Below are 4,513 nucleotides of genomic sequence, written 5' to 3' on the forward strand. Positions count from 1 at the left end.
TCAGCGCCAGCGGGGTCCCGGCTCAGCGCCGGCGGGGTCCCGGCTCGGCGTCGGGCCGCCCGCGGAGCCGATACCGTGAAGTCATGCGACGACTCCTGGTCCCGATAGCGGCAGCGGCCCTCGTCCTGACCGGTTGTACCGGCGGAACCGACTCCGTCGACCCCGACGACAGGGCGGGGCAGGCGCCGTCCACCGCCGCCACCTCCGAGGACTTCCGCGTGACGGAGCACGGTGAGTTCGACGAGGGGTGGGCGATGACCTTCCTCCCCGGGTCCGGACACCTGCTCATCTCACAGCGCGGTGGCGAGCTCCTGCTGCGGGACCAGGCCACGGGTGACGTCGCCGAGGTCAGCGGGGTGCCGCCGGTCGACGACGCCGGACAGGGAGGTCTCCACGACGTCGCTGCGGGCGCCACCTACGCCGATGACGGCACCGTCTACCTCAGCTGGGTGCGCGACCATCCCGAGGGCGCGCAGGGCGTGGTCGGCCGCGGGACTCTCGACGTGGACCGCGGCGAGCTGACGGACCTCGAGGAGATCTGGGAGCAGGAGCCCGCCGCCGGCAACGGACACTTCGCACTGCGTCTACTCGTCCACGACGACCATCTCTACGTGACCTCGGGCGACCGCCAGGAGCAGACCCCCGCCCAGGACACCGCCAGCAACCTGGGCGGGGTGGTACGCCTGACCCCGGACGGCGACCCCGCCCCCGGCAACCCCTGGGCCGGGGAGGACGGCGCCGCCGCCGACCTGTGGACCATCGGCCACCGCAACCCCCTGGGCATCGCCGAGGACCCGGAGGGCCGGATCTGGGTGTCCGAGATGGGCCCCCGCCACGGCGACGAGCTCAACCTGCTCGCCGAGGGCGGGAACTACGGGTGGCCCCGGGCCTCGATGGGACGGCACTACGACGGCGGGGACATCCCGGAACACCGGGACGGTGACGGCTTCGTCCCACCCGCCGCGTACTGGGTGCCCGCCATCTCTCCCGGCAGCCTCCTGATCTACGGCGGGGACCGTTTCGACGGCTGGAGTGGCAGCGCACTCGTGGGCGGACTGTCCGGACAGGTGCTGGTCCGCGTGGAACTGCGCGACGAGACCGCGACCGTCGTGCAGGAATGGGACATGGGCGAGCGGGTCAGGGCGCTCGCCGAGGCCCCCGACGGGGCGATCTGGGTGCTCGAGGACGGCCCGGGTGGGCGCCTGCTCGAGCTGACCCCGGTCTGACCCGTCGCCTCTCCTGTGGCCCTCCTCCGTCCACCGCCTAGTCTGGCGGTATGACGCAGCAGAATGATCAGACGAGCACCCGCGACGGTGTGGACATCAAGCCCCGCAGCCGGGACGTCACCGACGGCCTCGAGAAGACCGCCGCGCGGGGCATGCTCCGCGCGGTCGGGATGGGGGACGACGACTGGGTCAAGCCCCAGATCGGCGTGGCGTCCTCGTGGAACGAGATCACCCCGTGCAACCTCTCGCTCGACCGCCTGGCCAAGGCGGTCAAGGAGGGCGTGCACTCCGGCGGCGGGTACCCGCTCGAATTCGGCACCATCTCGGTGTCCGACGGAATCTCGATGGGTCACGAGGGCATGCACTTCTCGCTCGTGTCCCGCGAGGTGATCGCCGACAGCGTCGAGACGGTGATGAGCGCCGAGCGGCTCGACGGGTCGGTGCTGCTCGCCGGCTGCGACAAGTCCCTCCCGGGGATGCTCATGGCCGCCGCGCGCCTCGATCTGGCAGGCGTCTTCCTCTACGCGGGATCCACGTTGCCCGGGTTCGCAAAGCTCTCCGACGGCACGGAGAAGCAGGTCACCATCATCGACGCCTTCGAGGCCGTCGGGGCGTGCTCGCGCGGTCTGATGAGCCGCGAGGACGTCGACACCATCGAGCGCGCCATCTGTCCAGGCGAGGGGGCGTGCGGTGGCATGTACACCGCCAACACCATGGCGAGCGCCGCCGAGGCGCTCGGGATGTCCCTCCCGGGGAGTGCGTCCCCGCCCGCTCCCGACCGGCGGCGGGACGACTACGCCAAGGCGAGCGGTGAGGCTGTGGTCGAGCTGCTGCGTCGCGGGATCACCGCCCGCGACATCATGACCAAGGAGGCGTTCGAGAACGCGATCGCCGTGGTCATGGCCTTCGGCGGATCCACCAACGCCGTCCTGCACCTGCTCGCGATCGCCAGCGAGGCGGAGGTCGAGCTGAGCCTCGACGACTTCGCCCGCATCGGCGCCAAGGTGCCGCACCTCGCCGACGTCAAGCCGTTCGGCGCGCACGTGATGACGGACGTCGACCGGATCGGCGGCGTGCCGGTGGTGATGAGGGCCCTGTTCGACGCGGGACTGCTGCACGGCGACTGCCTCACCGTCACCGGACGCACGGTTGCCGAGAACCTCGCGGACATCGCCCCGCCGGACCCGGACGGACTGGTGCTGCGCGCGATGACCGAGCCGATCCACCCGACCGGCGGCATCACGATCCTGCACGGGTCGCTCGCCCCGGAGGGCGCCGTGGTCAAGTCCGCGGGCTTCGACTCCGATGTCTTCGAGGGCACGGCCCGCGTGTTCGAGCGCGAGCGCTCCGCGATGGACGCGCTGGAGGACGGCACGATCACCTCCGGCGACGTCGTGGTGATCCGCTACGAGGGGCCCAAGGGCGGCCCGGGCATGCGCGAGATGCTCGCGATCACCGGCGCCATCAAGGGCGCCGGCCTCGGCAAGGACGTGCTGTTGATGACGGACGGGCGGTTCTCCGGTGGCACCACCGGCCTGTGTGTCGGCCACATCGCTCCCGAGGCGGTGGACGGTGGCCCGATCGCGCTGGTCCGGGACGGCGACCGCATCCGCCTGGACGTCTCTGACGGGACGCTCGACCTGCTGGTCGACGAGGCCGAGTTGGAGGCGCGTCGCGCCGGGTGGGAGCCGCTCCCGCCCCGCTACACCCGCGGTGTGCTGGCCAAGTACTCCAAGCTCGTGCAGTCGGCCTCGACGGGCGCCATCTGTCGGTGAGGCCCGGCGGCAGCAGGTGACCCGCGACGGAGGGCACGGCCACCAGCGTATGACCCGGGCTCACGCCCGGGCCATACGCTGGTGCTACTTCGCGCCGGGGTCGGGCTGGTGGACGCCGAACACGTTGCCCTCGGTGTCGAGGAAGTAGCCCTGCCACGCCATGCCCGGCAGGGCGTGCTTGTCCAGTGCCACGGTCCCGCCGGCGTCCAGGATCGCGCGGGCGGTGGCATCGAAGTCGCCGCACCCCATCGTGAGCACCGCGCCGGCGACGGGCGACCCCGTCGCAGGGGCGTCGCCGTGGCGCTGCATGATCGCGCCGTTGATGCCCGGCTGGTCCTCGGGGCCGGATGTGACGCCGAAGTACGGTGAGCCGGCGAAGTCGCTCCAGTCCTGGTAGGTCCAGCCGAACACGGCACCGTAGAACCCGCATGCCCGGGCCGGATCGGAGGCGTGGATCTCGAAGTGGATGGGACGGGACACGGGCGGGCTCCTCACATCGGAGATCTGATCGGATCAGTCGAGGACGGTGCCGTCGTCGAGATGGGAGAGCGAGCCACCCCCGGGCCGCTCACCCGTGGCGAGGTAGACCACGCGGTTGGCGATGCTGACCGTGTGATCGGCGAACCGCTCGTAGTACCGGGCCAGCAGGGCCAGGTCCACCGCCGCGACCGAACCGTGCGGCCAGTCCTCGGCGGAGATCTGCCTCATGAGCTCGGCGTGGAGGGAGTCGACCGCGTCGTCCTCCGAGTCGAGTGAGCGCGCGAGGCGAACGTCCTTGGTGGGGAGCAGCTGCCCCAGATTCCTGGCCATCGCAGAATCCCGTTCGGCGAACTCGCGGATCATCGGGACCACGGGCCCGGGGATGACCGGGTTCGGGTGCCGGCGGCGGGCCACGCGTGCGATGTGGCCGGTGAGGGCGGCCATCCGGGTGAAGTGCTCGACGATGTAGATGCCGGAGACCACCTGTCGCAGATCACGGGCCACAGGGGCCTCGAGCAACAACAGGTCGAACGCGTGCTGCTCGCTGGCCTCACGAAGGTCCTCCACCTCAGCGGCGCCGTCGATCACCTCGGTGGCGGCGACCTCGTCGCCCTCGAGCAGCGCCACGCTGGCGAGGTCGAGGAGTCGGTTGTTCATCTCGCAGAACCGGACCAGCTGGTCGGAGAACTCATCGAGCTTGGTGTGGAGGACGGTGCGCATCCCATGACTGTAGTGGCGGGCCGGGATCGCCGCGATCTCGTTAAGGCAGTGTTCACCGCCCGGGCGGTCGGAGTGGGGGTGCGGGCGTGGGGAATAGATGGACTAATCGGTCTGTTCTGCCCTGTCGTACGCACGTCGCCCGCGTCCCGGAAAGGACACTCAATGACCCTCTTCCTGTACGAGACCACCCTCTCCCAGGAACGGCGATCCGGCCGGACGGTGCTGATCGACGCGGACTCGATGGTCGGGGCGCGAGAGATCGGCACCACCGACTCGCGTCTGCGCGAGCCGGCATGAGCGGGTCCACGGCCG

5 protein-coding genes are annotated in these 4,513 nt (G+C 70.9%); 3 read left to right on the plus strand and 2 right to left on the minus strand.

Translation table 11 applies throughout. The annotated features are described in order from the left end of the window. The first annotated feature begins 83 nt into the window (after positions 1–83). Both G6027_RS08920 and ilvD read left to right on the plus strand, forming a co-directional pair. Complete coding sequence (locus tag G6027_RS08920; protein WP_187702748.1) at positions 84–1,226, plus strand: PQQ-dependent sugar dehydrogenase; 1,143 nt, start codon at positions 84–86, stop codon at positions 1,224–1,226. 50 nt (positions 1,227–1,276) lie between these two features. Continuing rightward, positions 1,277–3,001, plus strand: a complete 1,725-nt coding sequence (gene ilvD / locus G6027_RS08925; RefSeq protein WP_182636861.1) for a dihydroxy-acid dehydratase — start codon at positions 1,277–1,279, stop codon at positions 2,999–3,001. An 84-nt stretch (positions 3,002–3,085) separates the two neighbouring features. Here the strand turns inward: ilvD and G6027_RS08930 are convergent, their stop codons facing one another. Together G6027_RS08930 and G6027_RS08935 are read right to left on the minus strand one after the other, a co-directional pair. Then, on the minus strand, positions 3,086–3,481 hold the full coding sequence (locus G6027_RS08930) for a VOC family protein (RefSeq protein WP_182636862.1): 396 nt from the start codon (positions 3,479–3,481) through the stop codon (positions 3,086–3,088). Between the two features lie 33 nt (positions 3,482–3,514). Next, on the minus strand, positions 3,515–4,201 hold the full coding sequence (locus tag G6027_RS08935) for a PhoU domain-containing protein (RefSeq protein WP_182636863.1): 687 nt from the start codon (positions 4,199–4,201) through the stop codon (positions 3,515–3,517). 162 nt (positions 4,202–4,363) lie between these two features. On the opposite strand from G6027_RS08935, the gene G6027_RS19330 reads away from it, so the two are divergent. Continuing rightward, positions 4,364–4,498, plus strand: a complete 135-nt coding sequence (locus tag G6027_RS19330; RefSeq protein ID WP_277612326.1) for a hypothetical protein — start codon at positions 4,364–4,366, stop codon at positions 4,496–4,498. Positions 4,499–4,513: the final 15 nt, after the last annotated feature.

Source organism: Dietzia sp. SLG310A2-38A2 (assembly GCF_014145095.1).
Lineage (GTDB): Bacteria > Actinomycetota > Actinomycetes > Mycobacteriales > Mycobacteriaceae > Dietzia.

What these genes read in the sequence shown, in the direction of transcription:
- G6027_RS08920 (WP_187702748.1), top strand. Translation starts at nt 84, where the DNA reads ATGCGACGACTCCTGGTCCCGATAGCGGCAGCGGCCCTCGTCCTGACC.
- ilvD (WP_182636861.1), top strand. Translation starts at nt 1,277, where the DNA reads ATGACGCAGCAGAATGATCAGACGAGCACCCGCGACGGTGTGGACATC.
- G6027_RS08935 (WP_182636863.1), bottom strand. Translation starts at nt 4,201, where the DNA reads ATGCGCACCGTCCTCCACACCAAGCTCGATGAGTTCTCCGACCAGCTG.
- G6027_RS19330 (WP_277612326.1), top strand. Translation starts at nt 4,364, where the DNA reads ATGACCCTCTTCCTGTACGAGACCACCCTCTCCCAGGAACGGCGATCC.